Genomic DNA, 14,721 nt, shown 5'->3' on the forward strand with positions numbered 1-14,721 from the left:
ACCGCGATTAGTGCCGTGCGCTGTACGTAAAGTAGGTTTGTGTGTGCGATTCATGGTCCGTACGGGGCCGGGGATCGGATGGATGGAAACGTGCCGCATGGGATGTCGAAATGCGGCGTGCGAGTCGGGTAGCAAACTATCAACAGCGAGGACACTTACCATGAAATTTGCAAAGTACATGCCGGAAATCCATTCTCACGGGGCGCTTGCCGCCACCGCCGGGCTGTTGCTGGTCGCATCAACGTCGGCGCTCGCTCACCACCCAATGGGCGGCATGACGCCGCAGACGCTGAGCCAGGGCTTGCTGTCCGGCCTTGGCCACCCGGTCATCGGGCTCGATCACCTGGCGTTCCTGGTGGTGGCCATGCTGCTGGCCAGCATGCTCAAGGGCGCGGCGCGCTTTCTGGTGCCGCTGGCCTTCATCGGCGCGACCGTCGCGGGCACGGTGCTGCATCTGGGCGCGGCGAACATTCCTCTGTCCGAAACCCTGGTGGCGCTGACCGTGGTGATCGGCGGCGTGCTGGCATTGACCCGGCACAACGCAGGCGCGCTTGCACTGGGCGCGCTGTTTGCCGTCAGCGGCATCTTCCATGGCTATGCCTACGGTGAAGCCATCGTCGGCGCCGAAGCCACACCGCTGCTGGCGTATCTGGCCGGCTTCGCGGCGATCCAGTATGCCCTGATCGTCGGCGGCGTGCTGGGCCTGGAAAAGATCGCCCGCTACTCCGAGAAGGCACGCCTGATTGCCGCGCGTGTCGGCAGCGCGGCGGCGCTGATGACGGGCGGACTGTTCCTCGCGCTGAGCTTCGCCTAAGCGCACGCACCTGCCGCCGGGGTGTTCCCGGCGGGCTTTACTGAAGCCTGATCACGCGGGACACAAGCACGTCCTCGGTCCCGCGCTGCCCGCACGCTGTCCAACGGAGCCACACCCATGAACAAGACGGCAATGAAGGACGCGATTCTCGAGGCCAAATTCGCCAAAGGCCTGAAGTGGGCCGAGATCGCCGGGGCCGCGGGCCTGTCCGCCGAATATGTCTGCTCGGCCTGTCTTGGCATGAACCATCTGGACAAGCCACAGGCCGATGCGGTGGCCGCGGTACTGGATCTGGATTTGGAGGTATCGGCTGCCTTGCAGCGCTTTCCGCACAAGGCCTGGGATCGGCCGATACCGACCGACCCGGTGATCTACCGCTGGTACGAAATGCTCAACGTCTACGGCGAGACCATCAAGGAAATGATCCACGAGAAATTCGGCGACGGCATCATGAGCGCGATCGATTTCACGATGAACATCGACAAGCAAACAGACCCGAAAGGCGACCGTGTGGTGGTCACCATCAGTGGCAAGTTCCTGCCGTACAAGTCATGGTGACCCGCATGCATGCGGCGTCTGCATTGCAAGGCTCGAAGCGCGCGATGCGCGCCGGTCGGGCGATGTCGGACACCTGCACGCGGACTGACTGCAACAGGTTTGGCCTCCTCAATCCGGCATCCTCCTGTGCCGGAGGCCAGTGTGCCGCCTCTTAGTGGGGCGGCTTTTTTTACAGACCGGCGCGAGGTGAAGCATGGCGGCGCGTGACCCCCACCGTTTCGTCAATGAACTGGACGAGACCGCGATTGACGGACTGATTGCCCGGCTCGAGAGCCGTGCGCAGGACAGCGTCTTTGCCGGACTGCTGGACAAATATGTGGCGCGTCTCGATCTGCCGCCGTCTGCCCGGGTGCTGGAGATTGGCTGCGGCACCGGCGCTGCGCTGCGCGCGCTCGCGCATCGCGGCGATTTTGCGGGCAAAGCGATCGGCGTGGACCAGTGCCGCGCCTTCATCGAGGCGGCGGCCCGCTTCGCCGACGCCGAGCGGGTCGGCGACCGGCTCAAGTTCCAGCTGGGTGATGCCCATTGCCTCGATTTCCCCAGCGCGAGCTTCGATGTGGTGATCGCGCATACGCTGGTCAGCCATGTGACCGCCCCGCTGGCGGTTCTGGGCGAGATGGCGCGCGTGGTGCGTCCGGGCGGCATGGTGGCCATTTTCGACGGCGACTACGCCTCGCTGACCTATGCCTTTCCGGACCACAGCTTCGGCCACAAGATGGATGTGGCGCTGGCGAATTCGACCTTCAACAATCCCCGCATCATGCGCGACCTGCCGCGATTGCTGCCCGAGCTCGGCCTGAAACTGGCGGAGGCGTGGGGCGACGCGGTGGTCGAAATCGGAACGGCCAGCTATTTCCGCTCGTTTGCGGAGACCTACGTGCCGTATGTGAAACGCGCCGGCCTGCTGCCGACCCAGGCGGTCGAGCTCTGGCTCAAGGAGCAGCGGCAGGCGATGAGCAACGGCACCTTTTTCGCCGCATGCAATTACTACACTTACCTGGCTCGACGCGTATGAGCCCGGATAACCCCGTTGTCTGGCCGGATAGCGGCTGCAGCATTGCGGCCGGATTTATCCATAACCAACCCCTATTGAACTTATCAGGATTTGGTCTTGGAAATGCGCAATCACAGGGTCCATAGTTGTGAACATCAATGGCCTCAGCTGAAGAATCGATAGCGTACCGGGCCGTTGCTGGATGGAAGTAGCGCAGTGTAGTGAGTTTCTTCGAACATGCTGATGGACCGTTTGCGATAAGCCGATGTGTTCGTCATCCACCTAAGGAGTCCGAAACAATGTCATCGTCTACCCGAGAAGAAGTGCTCCGGCATCTCAATACGGTCGGCCAGTTGCAGCCAGCTTTGCACAAGCAAACCCATGCGCCTGCCCCCACTGAAATCGACCATACGCTCTTCCGTGCCTACACGCGGACGCCCCACGATGTCGGTGGCGAGCCGGATGTGCCCATCGTGTACCAAGAGAAGGAAGAGGAAGTGTGGGAACTGAATACCTTCGCGACCTGTGAATGCCTCGCCTGGCGCGGCGTGTGGACGGCGGAAGAGCGTCGTCGCAAGCAGAACGTCGACGTGGGCCAAACGGTATACCTGGGCATGCCCTATTACGGTCGTTGGCTGATGACCGCGGCGCGCATCCTGGTCGACAAGCAGTACTGCACGCTCACCGAGCTGCACAACAAGATCGTCGAACTGAAGGAGCGCGCGAAGTCTGGACAGGGTCTGGGCGAGTACCTCCCCGCAAAGACCAAGTAACCATACGAGGAAAAACGCCATGAGCAACAAGCCGCATTACGACAGAACGCATCACGCCAAGATGGCCACCGGCATTGGCGACCCGCAGTGCTTCAAGGGTCAGGCTGGCAAGGCCCGATTCAAGGAAGGCGACCGTGTCCGCGTCAAGGACCTGCCCGACCTGTTCTACACCCGCACCATGACCTATACCCGCGGCGCGGTGGGCACGATCGTCAGGCTGGTATACGAAAGCCCGGCGGCGGAAGACGAGGCCTTTGGCAACGAAGACCACTCCGAGTGGTTCTACAGCATCGTGTTCCCACAGAACGAACTTTGGCCCGAGTACAGCGATACCTTTTCCAACGATACCGTCGAAACCGAGATTCCTGAACGCTATCTCGAGTCGGCCTGAGTCGACCCCCGGAAATTATTTAAGAGAGGAAATGCAGATGTCAGATCATGATCATGACCATGACCACGGGCACAGCCACAAGCCTGCGCCGATGGTCGACGAAGTCAGCGATTTCGAAATTCTCGAAATGGCCGTCCGCGAACTGGCCATCGAGAAAGGGCTGTTCTCCCTTGAAGACCACCGCGTCTGGAAGGAATACGTGCACACCCTCGGCCCGCTGCCCGCAGCACGTCTGGTCGCCAAGGCCTGGCTCGATCCGGAATACAAGAAGCTGTGTATCGAGGATGGCGTCGAGGCCAGCAAGGCCGTCGGCGTGAACTGGGTGACCAGCCCCCCGACCCAGTTCGGCACCCCCAGCGATTACTGCAACTTGCGCGTGCTGGCGGATACGCCCACGCTGAAGCATGTCGTGGTGTGCACCCTGTGCTCGTGCTATCCGCGACCGATTCTGGGCCAGTCGCCCGAGTGGTATCGCACCCCGAATTATCGGCGCCGCCTGGTGCGCTGGCCGCGCCAGGTGCTGGCCGAGTTTGGCCTGCAGCTGCCGCCGGAAGTTGAGGTTCGTGTGGGCGACTCCAACCAGAAGACCCGCTACATCGTGATGCCCCTCCGTCCGGAAGGTACCGATGGCTGGACCGAGGATCAGTTGACCGAGATCGTGACGCGCGACTGTCTGATTGGCGTTGCGGTGCCGAAACCCGGCATTACCGCAAATGCGAAGCGACCCGTGATCAAGGCGAATCGGCCGGTCCACCACGACCATTGAGTTCAAGGCTGTCTTTAGCAAGGAGTGAGTCATGGCCATAGTTGAAAAAAGCGGTCTCGGTGCGGCAGGTGGATGGCAGGGCACCGATCTGACACCGATAGGTGTGCTTGAGGATGTCCGCGGTCGCGGGCGGGTTTGGGAGGATCTGGCAGCGCAATACGGCGTCACCAATCCCGATCCGCCCTGGAAGATCGACCTGGAGGCGACCTGCGACATGCTTGCCGCCGATTCGTGTGACAAGCCCTACGATCAGGTCGAGCCGGGTTCCTGTGCGCTGCCTTCGCTTGAGCGCAGGGCTGAAGAGGACGATTTGTCTGAAACGCTCTATGAGGATGTGCCCTTCCCCGAGCGCCAACTGCTGGCACTGGCGCATTCGATGATCAAGCGCGGCCTCATCGACGAAGCGGATCTTGCCCGCCGGATGGAGGAAGTGGGCAAGCGGCTCAACAGTGCCTGACCGCAATGCCCGGCACTCGCCGGGCTTCCCGTCATCGATGTTGATGTGAAAACAGAGAAATGCGCACACCCGCCGCACGTCCCTTTCGACGCGGCACCCTGGCAACAGTCTAAGGAAGAGTAGATGGCAATCCGCGGAACAGAAATCAAGATAGAGGGCCTGACGCACCGCTATACGCCGCGCAGCCCGGTGACCTTCAATCGCGTCGACCTGGTCTCGCCGCCCGGTGAGGCGCTGGCCATCATCGGTCGTTCAGGCTGCGGAAAATCGACGCTTCTGCATATTCTGGCGGGCATCCTGAAGCCCACCGAAGGCCGGGTCCTGCTGGATGGCACGGCGATCGAGGCGCCGGCGCCGCGCTGGGTGATGATGTTTCAGGCGCCGCACCTGTTTCCCTGGATGACGGTTTCGCAGAATGTCGGGGTGGGCCTGAGCTTCGGGCGCTGGTCCAAGCAGGAAACTGCGGAGCGCGTCACAGAAGCGATCAAGCTGGTGGAACTCGAGCCCTGGGCCGACAACAACGTGCAGGATCTCTCGGGGGGGCAGCAGCAGCGCGTGGCGCTGGCCCGCTCTCTGGTGATGGAACCCGAACTGCTGCTGCTCGACGAGCCCTTTTCCGCACTCGATGCCTTCACCCGATCATCGCTGCAAAAGGATGTGCGCTCCATTGCCAAACGCAAGGGTTTCAACATTGTGTTTGTGACCCACGACATCGATGAGGCCGTCATCATGGGCGATCGTGCCGTGATCATGGCGGGCTCGCCTGGCAACATCGTCCACGAGCTGGACATCGACCTTCCCGACCCACGTGAACGCACCGACGCCGCTGTTCAGGCGTTGCGCACACGTCTGATGACCATGTTCCAGGAAGCGGCTAACTACAAGAAACCGGAATCAGCAACCTTGGCTTGAATCGATCAACGGCATTAAAAAATTTGCTCTTCGTCGCAGCTACTGCAGGGCAAACACCGGTCGGGACAACCGACCTCCTCACTTAGGAGACCGAAAATGAAGAAATATCTATACGAAGAGCAAGGCCAACAGCGTCCGCTGGTGCACGTAGATGGATGTTCATGTGGGTCGTGTGGAAAAACAAAATTGATTGATCCGCGCATGCAGATAATGCCGAAGAATCCGGATATTGCCGACGGCATGGTGGATCCGAATCTGGCGATTGATTACGACCCGCTATTCGGTTCTGTCCTCGGCACCAGTGTCAGCCGCCGCAGCATGCTGAAGGGGCTCGCCGCACTGGGCGGGATGGCCGGCCTCGGCGGCATGATGTCTTCGTCGGCCTTCGCGCAGGGGAAGAAATTCACCAAGCCGTTCGACCCGGTGTTGAAGATCGGTTATATCCCGATTACCGATGCGGCGACCCTGCTGGTTGCGCATGAAATGGGATTTTTCAAGAAGGAGGGCATCAAGTCGGAACCGCCGACGCTGATTCGTGGCTGGTCGCCACTGGTCGAAGCCTTCTCGGCCCAGCGCTTCAACCTCACGCACATGCTGATCCCGGTGCCGATCTACATGCGCTACAACAACAAATTCCCGGTGAAAATCACGGCATGGAACCATACCAACGGTTCCGGCATCATCGTCAGCAAGAAAGCCGGCATCAAGACCCTGAAGGATTTCGGCGGCAAACAGTTCGCCGTGCCGTACTGGTACTCGATACACAACATCATCGGGCAGAAACTGCTTCGCGATGCAGGCATCACGCCAGTGATTCGCCCACAGAATGCGAAGCTGGCAGCCAATGAATGTAACTTCCTGGTGTTGAACCCGCCGGACATGCCGCCCGCGCTGGCGGCAGGCCAGATCGATGCGTACATCGTCGCCGAGCCCTTCAACGCACTCGGCGAACTTCGCGCCGGCGGCGAAATGTTCCGCTTCACCGGTGATGTCTGGAAAGGCCACCCCTGCTGCGTGGTCGTCATGCATGAAGACGATGCGATGGATCCGGCGCGCGCGAAGTGGGCACAAGGCGTGCACAACGCGATTGTTGCAGCGCAGCTCCACCTGACCAACAACCGCCAAGCCATGGCCGAGATGCTGTCCAAGGATGGCAAGAAATATCTGCCGTTCCCGAAGGAAGTGGTGGAGCGCGCAATGATGGCGTACTCGGTTCCCGATTACACCAATCCGCCGGCAATCCAGCATCCGGAATGGGGTCAGTCGCGGATCAACTTCCAGGGCTGGCCATTCCCGAGCGCAACCCGCCAGGTTGTGACCGAGATGAAACAGACCCTGGTCGGCGGCGAGCTGGCTTTCCTCAACGATCTGACGCCCGAGTTCGTCGAGAAGGATCTCGTCAACTACACCTATATCAAGAACGCACTGAACAAGAATCCGAAGTGGAAGCTGGACAAGAGCGTCCCGCAAACGGGTGATCCCTTCGTGCGTACCGAGGTGATCGAGTTATGAGCAGTGCAACAACGCCCGCCGCAGGTGGCGGGTTTTATCGTCTCGCTGAACGTTTTGGCTGGGCAGTGGCCGGCATTGGCCTGGTTGCCGGCGTGTGGTTCCTCGCAGGCCTCTGGCTTGCGGCCAACCCGACGACCAAGACCTTTACCGCGTTCGGCCTGATTCCCACGCTCCAGGCATTTCCGGAGCTGTGGGCGGCGGGCAAGATCCAGGCAGCGGCTGCCGCCAGCGGATATCGCCTCGGCATGGGGTTGTTGATCGCCATCGCAATCGGGGCGCCCATCGGCGTCCTGATGGGGCGAATCAAGTGGTTCAACAACTACACCAATTCGCCTTTCCAGTTCCTTCGGATGATCAGTCCGCTTGCCTGGATGCCGCTTGCCGTGCTGGTGTTTTCGACATGGAACGGGTCGATCATTTTCCTGATCGCGATTGCTTCGGTGTGGCCGGTGATGTTTGCAACCGCGGCCGGTCTGGCCAAGGTGGATCCGGCGTGGTTCAAGGTGGCTCGAAACCTTGGCGCCAAACCGTGGCACATGCTGACCAAGGTGATCATGCCGGCCATCATGTTCGATGTGCTGTCCGGAATCCGGCTCGCACTGGGTGTTGCCTGGATTGTGCTTGTGCCCGCGGAATACCTGGGCGTGACGTCAGGTCTGGGCTATGCCATTGAAGATGCGCGCGAGACGCTGTCGTACAACCACCTGACGGCGCTGGTGGTCACGATCGGCATCATCGGTTACTTCCTCGACGGCATTCTGGTTGCGCTGATCAAGCGTGCCAGCTGGCATCGTGGCGGCGTCAGCTGAGTCTGTGAACGCGTGCGCAAAGATGATGCCATGTTGAGCAGATGCATGCGCTGCGGCTTGGCGATCAGTCATCGCACGGTTCCTGCGGCGTTTCACTCAGGCAGTCGCCCGCCGCGGGTCGCCCATATAGAAATGAATGAACGCCCAAACGGGGGTTCGCCATACCCGGTAACCGGGGGGAGTCAATAGATGAATGGCAAAGTTGTGACTGCCGATAATGGGGTGATCAGTGCCGGGATCAGTGGCAACTGTTTCACCCGCAACATGAAGAATCTGTCGGACAAGAGTCTGCACTTTTTTGTAGGCCTGACCGTGCTGCTCGGTTTGTGGTGGCTGGCCATCTACCTCGTCACCCTCGATCCGGCCAAGTCGACGTTTGCTGAATTTTCGCCCTTGTCGGCCTTTGGGGCGCTTCCGGATCTGTGGGGTGACGGCACCATCCCGGATGCGCTGGAGTCGACCGGATATCGCCTGGGGACGGGCTTGTTTCTAGCGATCCTGATCGGTGTGCCGATCGGCATCCTGATGGGACAGGTCAGATGGTTCCAGCGGCTGACCAATGTGCCGTTCCAGTTTATGCGAATGATCAGCCCGCTCTCCTGGGAGCCGATCGCGGTCGTCGTGTTTGCCGGATGGAATGAGGCCATTGTCTTCCTGATTGCCATTGCCGCGGTGTGGCCGATTGCCTTTGCGACCGCATCGGGCCTCGCCAAGGTTGATCCGGCCTGGTTCAAGGTTGCGCGCAACCTGGGCGCCAAGCCGTGGCACATGGTGTCGAGAATCATCCTGCCCGCGATCATGTTCGATGTGATCACCGGTATCCGGCTTGCGCTGGGCGTGGCGTGGATTGTGGTGATTCCGGCTGAATTCCTTGGTGTGACATCAGGCTTCGGCTACGCCATTCAGGATGCCCGTGAGAGCCTGGAGTACGCCAACCTGATGGCGATGATCCTGATGATCGGCGTGGTCGGATTTGTGCTCGACACCCTCTGCGTAATGCTGATCAAGCGCTTCAGTTGGCACCGTGGCTGATTAAAGGCAGTCCGCCGGACGTAACGAACTGCATGACTTAACGAGGTAGAACCAGCATGGCGAAAATCAGTATTGTGTGCACCACGGGAACACGCGAGAAGCTTCAGATGGCTTCAATGATCGCATCGGTTGCGGCAGCCACGGGCGACGATGTGTCGGTGTTTCTGTCCATGAATGCCATGCCTTATTTCGTGAAGGGCTACAGCGGTGAAGCGCCCGTCGAAGGCGAAATCGGAACGCTGATGTCGCAGAAGGGGGTGCCGCCTTTCAAGCAGCTTTTCCAGCAGGCCGTCGAACTGGGTGACGCCAAGTTGCTGCCCTGCTCGATGGTGCTGGATATTTTGAAGCTTGATAAGGATGACCTCGATCCGGAGCTGGGACCGCCCACCGGATTGACGCGCTTTCTGAGCGATGCCGAAGGCGGGCAAATCCTTACGTTCTGAGCGGCAGCACATCGAACATCTATTCAGTTGGAGAAACAGTGATGAGTGATACCAAAATTGTAGACGCACGCGACACGTTCTGTCCCGGCCCGCTGATGGAGCTCATTACGCACATGAAGCGGAGCAATGTGGGTGACACGCTGGAACTGCTGTCCACCGATGAAGGCTCCGGCGCCGACGTGCCGGAGTGGGTCAACAAGGTCGGGCACGAAATTCTCAGCAACGAGAAAGTCGACGGGGTTTGGCACATCAAGATTCGCAAGGTGAAATAGCGCGCGACAGACTGTGTCGAGACCATCGTTTAGCCAGCGGCCAGGGCGCCACGGGAGAGAATTGTGAACAGGAGAATGCAATGAGAATCTTAGTTGTCGGCGGTGGCACGGGGGGGACGATTGTGGCCAACAATCTGGCGCGGCGACTGTCTGCCGAGATTCGTGCGCGCAAGGTCCGGATCACGCTGCTCTCGGCATCGGACAAGCATATGTACCAGCCCGGGCTGCTGTATGTTGCGTTCGGCCAGATGACGCCCGACCAGCTTTATCGTGACCAGGCGAGCCTGCTCGAGGGAAGCATCAATTTTCACGTGGACCCGGTCAAGAAATTTGAACTCGACCAAAACAAGGTCGTCACGGAAAGCGGCAAGGTTCATGATTACGACATCCTGGTGATTGCCACCGGTTCACGCATCGTTCCCGAGGATATTCCAGGCATGGTCAAGGGGGCGGATACCTTCTATACGGAAGCGTCCGCGGTCAAGATGTTCAAGCGCCTGCGCGAAATCCAGGAAGGCACGGTTGCCGTTGTCGTCGGGGTGCCGCACAAGTGTCCGATCGCGCCGGTCGAGCTCGTTTTTGGCTTGCACGATTACTTCAAGGCGCGCGGCATCCGCGACAAGATCAAGATCAAGTACCACTATCCGATCGGCCGCATCCATACCATCAAGGAAGTCGCCACCTGGGCCAAGCCCGAGTTCGACCGCATGGGCATCGAGTACGAGACCCTGTTCAACGTCAGCGAAGTGGATGCGGAAAACAAGGTGGTGCGGAGCGAAGAGGGCACCGAGACCCATTATGAAATGCTGATCGCCATCCCCCCGCATCGCGGCATGGAGGTGATCGAGCGAAACAATATGGGAGAGGGGGGCTGGATTCCGACCGATCGTTTCAAGCTCACCATGACCGGCCATGACAACGTGTATGTGCTGGGCGACACGACCAACCTGCCCGTCAGCAAGACCGGATCGGCGGCGCATTTCGAGGCCGAGGTGGTTTCCGAAAACATTGCCTCGATCATCAAGATTGGAACGCCGGTGCGCGACTACGACGGCAAGGTGTACTGCTTCATTGAGACAGGCCACGACAGTGCGACCTACGCAATGTTCAACTATCAGAACCCGCCAGACCTGAAGCCGCCCTCGAAACCGATGCACTGGTTCAAGATGGCGTACAACCAGATGTACTGGACCAGCGTTCGCGGATTGCTCTAAGGAAGCCAAAATGACGACACCCACTGAAACGCCCCTCAACCCGATGGCCACCGAAGATCTGCAGCGACTCGTCGAATTCGCGCAGCTCGTGACGGCCGGTCGGGACGCGATGTCGGACGAAATTGTCACCCGACTGGCCGGCGCGATGAGCGAAGGCCTGACGCTACTCGACCGCCTGACCCGCAACGAGGGGCTGATGCACCTGCTGAAGGTGCTCGATCGCCAGGAAACGCAGTACTTGCTGGTTGCCCTGTCCGATGCGATCCACGCGGCGAGCCAGGAAATCCCGGCTGCCCCGCCGGCAACCGGGGGCCTGGCCTGCATGATGCGGGTGGCCCGTGATCCGGGTACGCAGGAAGGCTTGCGCTTGCTGTCGGTGTTCGGCAAGCACCTGAGTCACAGCATGCGCGAGCAGCACCGACACGGCGGCTAGCGCGTCATTGCAGTCCGAAAAAAACGGGGGCGGCATCAGCCGCCCCCGTTTTTTTCGCGCCCGTGCGGCGCGCTAGCCAGCTGTTGATGCAGTGCCGCGCGCGCCGCCGGATCGCGCCCGGTGTCAGGGTACGGGGTCGGCGGGCGCCTCGCTGGCGGGTGGTGTCACCGGGATCGGCAGCACCACGCTGGGTTCGAGGTCCTCGGGAAAGCCGCCATGGACGGGCGCCGGCTGCTTGACCGGCGGGTCGGCCTGGCTGGTGGCGCCATCGGGTTTTTCGCGGGGCGGCACGGGCGGGGCAACGGGCGCCGGCACGGGCTCAGGCTCGGGCGGTGCGGCGGGTGATGTCTTGGGCACGGGCGGCGGCTTCAGGCCCAGATACGGCTGCAGCTGCGGCAGCAGGGTTTTCAGGATCTGCGCGGTCAGCGAACTGGTGTAGCCGAACTGGCCCGCCTGCTCGCCCTGCACCAGCGCGGTCAGGGTGCCGAAGTGGCGGTCGCCCAGATAGAAGACAAAGGTGGCGGTGCGGTTGACCACGCGCGATTCGAGCAGCTGGCCGCCCTTGCCATAGCGCTCGAAGCGGTGGTCGCCAGTGCCGGTCTTGCCGCCCAGCGTCAGCGCGTGGCCGTCGGCCAGCTTGACCGCGCCGGCCAGGCGCACTGCGGTACCGGATTCCACCACCTGCGCCAACGCGCGGCGCACGGTGCGCGCAACCTCGGCGGGCATCAGGCGTTCGCCTGGATTCAGCTTCGGCGACAGGCGCGTGTCGTAAGGCGTGTCGGCAGCGAAGTGCAGTCCGCTCAGGCTGACCATCGGCGCCCGCACGCCGTCGTTGACCAGGATGCCCATCAGCTCGGCCAGCGCGGCCGGGCGATCGCCGGAGCTGCCGATCGCGGTGGCGTAGGACGGCGTGATGTTGTCGAACGGATAGCCGACGCGCTTCCAGTCTGCCAGCAGGCCGTCGAAGGCTTCGACTTCGAGCAGCGACTGGATGCGGATGTCCTGCGCATTCTTGCGGCTGGTCTTGAACAGCCAGTCGTAGACTTCCAGGCGCACCCCGGCGCTGGCTTCGTACAGCGCGCGCAGATCGGCTTTCGGCGTGGCGCGCAATGCCCGCACCATCCACAGTTCCAGCGGATGGATCTGCGCCGTGTAGGCGCGATCGGTCAGGCTGAGGGCATCGGGCCCATGTGCCCGGTACAGCGATTCGAGCGTGCCGCGCGAGAGGCTGGCGCTGGCGGGCACCTGTGCGTGCAGGGCGGCGACATAGGCATCGAACTCGGCTTGCGGCTCAAGGTAGCGGTACACCGTGGTGAAGCGACGCGGGTTGCCACGCACGCGCGTGTACAGATCGTCCGCCATCTGTTGCGGCGTGAGCTGCCGATGACGCTTGTAGAAGCGGTTGATGAAGATGCGGCTTTCCTGGTCGATGAAGCGGGCGAGGTAGCTGTCCCGCATCGGATTCTCGGCATCGTCCATGATGCGCGCCGCCGCGCCCGGCGTGCTGCTGGCGTAGTGGCGGATGATGTCGCGCATGATGCGGATGTAGACCAGGTTGACCGAGTTGCGGGTGGCTTCCCACACATCCATCACGCGGCTGTTGTCCTTGACGTCGAAGTTGGCGAAGTTGTGGATGCCGCCGCCGGTGAAGAAGGTTTCCGGTGTGGCGGAATACGAGCGGCCCATCGCGGCGTCGAGGGTGACCGCCAGCGGCTCGCTGCGGCTGTCGAGCAGGCGCGCGGCGACCCACTGTGCCAGCACGTCGCGTTGTGGCTGCGCCTTCTGTTCAAGCGCCGCGGTCTCGAGCGTACGATATTCGGCATGCAGCCGCGCGATGATTTCCAGGTAGGTGACCAGCGTGCGCAGCTTGGCAGTGGAGCCGAGATCGAGCCGTGCCTGGCTGTTGATGTCGAAGGGCTGGTTGAGGTTGTCGGCCTGAATGCGCAACTGGTTGCCGTAGGGCGTTCTTTCATACAGCGTGAAGCTGTAGATCACCTTGTCCAGCGGGTTGGCTGGACTCAGCAGGCGATGGCCGATCAGACCCGAGGCGGCGGCCGCTTCCGGCTTGGCCAGACCCTGCAGATAGCGGCTGACGATTTTCTGCGCCGGCTGGTGGATGGTGGTGTCGACCGTGAGGTCGAGCCGGTCGAGGTCGTACAGGCGCGATTCGCCGATCAGCTGCGCCACGCGGATGCGCAGGGCGTTGGCGGCTTTCTGGTCGACGAAGCGCGGCGGCGGCGGGTCGACGCGCTGGCTGGTGGTGCGCAGTTTTACTTGCTTGGCCTGGTCGGCCAGCGTGCGCGAAATCAGTCCGGCGTTGGCGAGCAGATCGAGGTGATCGTCGGTCAGCGCATCGAGCGCCTTGCGGTTGGCCGCCAGGTAATACGAGGGACGGCGCTCGGCGACGATCAGCGACAGCGCGTGCTTGAACGCGTGGGCATAGGCGGCGTCGCGCGCGCGCGGCGCCCGTGTCAGGACGCGGTTGGTTTCGTCGAAATCGAGGCCGTACCACGCCCACAAACCGTCGCCGATGCCGCTGACCTCGCCATAGCGCGGCGCGGCGGCGAGCGGCACGGTGTTGAGATAGGCCGTCACGGTCTTCTTCCGCATCGGCAGCGTATTGGGGCCGTCGAGGTAGGCGCGCAGGCTGGCAGTGCCCATCTGCCGCAGCTTCTCGCTCATGCTGGCGGTCATGCCCTCGGGCGAGTGGCGGTATTTCTCGATCTGCGTCGGCAGCGTGCTGCCGCCTGGCACGTTGCGATTGGTGTCGACCAGGCTGATGCCTTTTTCCAGCAGTGCCTGCGCCAGTCGGTCCCACTCGATCGCCGGATTGCGGGTGGGGTACTGCTCGGTCAGCAGTTCGCGGTTTTCGATATAGAGCAGGGTATCGACCAGCACCTTGGGGATGTCCTCGAAGCGACCGTAGACGCGCGACGGATGCATGCCCTGATACAGCGTCTCGCCATTGCTGTCGCGCAGCGCAAGGCCGGCCTGGTCCTTTTCGTGATACGGCAGAAACAGCCCGAGGTCGGCCACCCGCGCCATCTGGATCGTGATGTGCGCCTGCTGGTCGATCTGCCAGCCGGCCTTGTCCAGCCGCTGCAGATAATCCGGCAGCTTGCTGTAGCCGAGGCGGATATCGTATGGACCCTGGCCGGGATAACGGATGCGCTCGGACGCCCCCATCCGCATCTGCCAGGTCATTTTCTGCGCGGTCTTGGCGAGGTATTTGGCTTCCAGCGCCGACGACAGCAGCTCCCAGGCGACGAGCGCAGCCAGCGCAAGCGTCAGGATCAGCAGGCCGAGGCCGATGAGAATGCGGCGCGGAACTTTGCGCATGG

Annotated in this window: 16 protein-coding genes; 15 read left to right on the forward strand and 1 reads right to left on the reverse strand. The window is 61.7% G+C overall.

Annotated features, from left to right (window positions below; translation table 11 throughout):
- Positions 1-160 precede the first annotated feature (160 nt).
- The 15 genes from Q8R61_RS11775 (at position 161) to Q8R61_RS11845 (ending at position 11,380) form a co-directional block, all read left to right on the forward strand.
- Positions 161-814 (forward strand): HupE/UreJ family protein, encoded by a 654-nt coding sequence (locus Q8R61_RS11775; RefSeq protein WP_305537447.1) that lies wholly within the window; start codon positions 161-163, stop codon positions 812-814.
- A gap of 117 nt (positions 815-931) precedes the next feature.
- Positions 932-1,372 (forward strand): cyanase, encoded by a 441-nt coding sequence (gene cynS / locus Q8R61_RS11780; RefSeq protein ID WP_305537449.1) that lies wholly within the window; start codon positions 932-934, stop codon positions 1,370-1,372.
- Positions 1,373-1,565: 193 nt separating this feature from the next.
- On the forward strand, positions 1,566-2,387 hold the full coding sequence (locus Q8R61_RS11785) for a methyltransferase domain-containing protein (protein WP_305537451.1): 822 nt from the start codon (positions 1,566-1,568) through the stop codon (positions 2,385-2,387).
- A 344-nt stretch (positions 2,388-2,731) separates the two neighbouring features.
- Positions 2,732-3,139 (forward strand): SH3-like domain-containing protein, encoded by a 408-nt coding sequence (locus tag Q8R61_RS11790; RefSeq protein ID WP_305537453.1) that lies wholly within the window; start codon positions 2,732-2,734, stop codon positions 3,137-3,139.
- A 19-nt stretch (positions 3,140-3,158) separates the two neighbouring features.
- Complete coding sequence (locus Q8R61_RS11795) at positions 3,159-3,530, forward strand: SH3-like domain-containing protein (RefSeq protein ID WP_305537455.1); 372 nt, start codon at positions 3,159-3,161, stop codon at positions 3,528-3,530.
- A gap of 37 nt (positions 3,531-3,567) precedes the next feature.
- Positions 3,568-4,296: a thiocyanate hydrolase subunit gamma gene (gene scnC / locus Q8R61_RS11800; protein WP_305537457.1), complete on the forward strand. Its 729-nt coding sequence runs from the start codon at positions 3,568-3,570 to the stop codon at positions 4,294-4,296.
- A gap of 31 nt (positions 4,297-4,327) precedes the next feature.
- The gene (locus tag Q8R61_RS11805) at positions 4,328-4,753 is read left to right on the forward strand and encodes a hypothetical protein (protein WP_305537459.1); all 426 of its coding nucleotides are present in this window, start codon (positions 4,328-4,330) and stop codon (positions 4,751-4,753) included.
- Between the two features lie 123 nt (positions 4,754-4,876).
- Complete coding sequence (locus tag Q8R61_RS11810) at positions 4,877-5,665, forward strand: ABC transporter ATP-binding protein (protein WP_305537461.1); 789 nt, start codon at positions 4,877-4,879, stop codon at positions 5,663-5,665.
- Between the two features lie 201 nt (positions 5,666-5,866).
- Entirely contained in the window at positions 5,867-7,177 is a 1,311-nt protein-coding gene (locus Q8R61_RS11815) for an ABC transporter substrate-binding protein (RefSeq protein WP_305537463.1), read from the forward strand.
- Positions 7,174-7,986: an ABC transporter permease gene (locus tag Q8R61_RS11820; protein ID WP_305537465.1), complete on the forward strand. Its 813-nt coding sequence runs from the start codon at positions 7,174-7,176 to the stop codon at positions 7,984-7,986. Before Q8R61_RS11815 ends, Q8R61_RS11820 begins: the two co-directional genes overlap by 4 nt.
- A gap of 189 nt (positions 7,987-8,175) precedes the next feature.
- Positions 8,176-9,018 carry an ABC transporter permease gene (locus Q8R61_RS11825; RefSeq protein WP_305537467.1) on the forward strand — a complete coding sequence of 281 codons (843 nt, stop codon included), beginning with the start codon at positions 8,176-8,178 and terminating at the stop codon, positions 9,016-9,018.
- 56 nt (positions 9,019-9,074) lie between these two features.
- Positions 9,075-9,461, forward strand: a complete 387-nt coding sequence (locus Q8R61_RS11830) for a DsrE/DsrF/DrsH-like family protein (RefSeq protein ID WP_305537469.1) — start codon at positions 9,075-9,077, stop codon at positions 9,459-9,461.
- A 41-nt stretch (positions 9,462-9,502) separates the two neighbouring features.
- Positions 9,503-9,733 carry a sulfurtransferase TusA family protein gene (locus Q8R61_RS11835; RefSeq protein ID WP_305537471.1) on the forward strand — a complete coding sequence of 77 codons (231 nt, stop codon included), beginning with the start codon at positions 9,503-9,505 and terminating at the stop codon, positions 9,731-9,733.
- Between the two features lie 80 nt (positions 9,734-9,813).
- Positions 9,814-10,947: an NAD(P)/FAD-dependent oxidoreductase gene (locus Q8R61_RS11840; RefSeq protein ID WP_305537473.1), complete on the forward strand. Its 1,134-nt coding sequence runs from the start codon at positions 9,814-9,816 to the stop codon at positions 10,945-10,947.
- Between the two features lie 10 nt (positions 10,948-10,957).
- Complete coding sequence (locus Q8R61_RS11845) at positions 10,958-11,380, forward strand: hypothetical protein (protein WP_305537477.1); 423 nt, start codon at positions 10,958-10,960, stop codon at positions 11,378-11,380.
- A 123-nt stretch (positions 11,381-11,503) separates the two neighbouring features.
- Here the strand turns inward: Q8R61_RS11845 and Q8R61_RS11850 are convergent, their stop codons facing one another.
- Positions 11,504-14,719 carry a transglycosylase domain-containing protein gene (locus tag Q8R61_RS11850; protein ID WP_305537479.1) on the reverse strand — a complete coding sequence of 1,072 codons (3,216 nt, stop codon included), beginning with the start codon at positions 14,717-14,719 and terminating at the stop codon, positions 11,504-11,506.
- Positions 14,720-14,721: the final 2 nt, after the last annotated feature.

This window comes from Thiobacillus sp., assembly GCF_030696885.1.
Taxonomy (GTDB): Bacteria; Pseudomonadota; Gammaproteobacteria; order Burkholderiales; family Thiobacillaceae; genus Thiobacillus.